The sequence below is a fragment of the Pantoea sp. R13S299 genome, assembly GCF_048515925.1.
Lineage (GTDB): Bacteria > Pseudomonadota > Gammaproteobacteria > Enterobacterales > Enterobacteriaceae > Pantoea.
Genome location: NZ_JBLYEF010000013.1, coordinates 1 through 515, shown reverse-complemented (window position 1 = coordinate 515; position 515 = coordinate 1). Strand labels below are relative to the sequence as shown.

The window sequence follows — 515 nt, the reverse complement described above, 5'->3', positions numbered from 1 at the left end:
GAAGTAGGTAGCTTAACCTTCGGGAGGGCGCTTACCACTTTGTGATTCATGACTGGGGTGAAGTCGTAACAAGGTAACCGTAGGGGAACCTGCGGTTGGATCACCTCCTTACCTGAAGATACCTTCCAGCGCAGTGTCCACACAGATTGTCTGATAGAAAATAACGAGCAAAGTGTCTTTCGAAGACAGACTTAATTGTCCCCTTCGTCTAGAGGCCCAGGACACCGCCCTTTCACGGCGGTAACAGGGGTTCGAATCCCCTAGGGGACGCCAAAGCTTGGTGACAGGTGAAAGATGTTGCCCACATATCTTAAAGATGACTTGCGAGTCATGTTTAAGATATTGCTCTTTAACAATCCGGAACAAGCTGAAAATTGAAACGACGCACCGCGTCATTCCTCCGTAATAAGGAATGGCAAGGCGATGCGTTCGAGTCTCTCAAATGCTTGCAACACGCAGCGTTGTAAAACGCCTGTGGGTTGTGAGGTTAAGCGACTAAGCGTACACGGTGGATG

1 tRNA gene and 1 rRNA gene are annotated in these 515 nt (G+C 49.3%); both read left to right on the top strand.

Features of this window, described 5'->3' with window-relative positions:
• Window positions 1-111: ribosomal RNA gene (locus ACN1CO_RS22375) — 16S ribosomal RNA — on the top strand; the annotation flags it as partial.
• A gap of 86 nt (window positions 112-197) precedes the next feature.
• Window positions 198-273 (top strand) — tRNA-Glu (locus ACN1CO_RS22370).
• Window positions 274-515 lie beyond the last annotated feature (242 nt).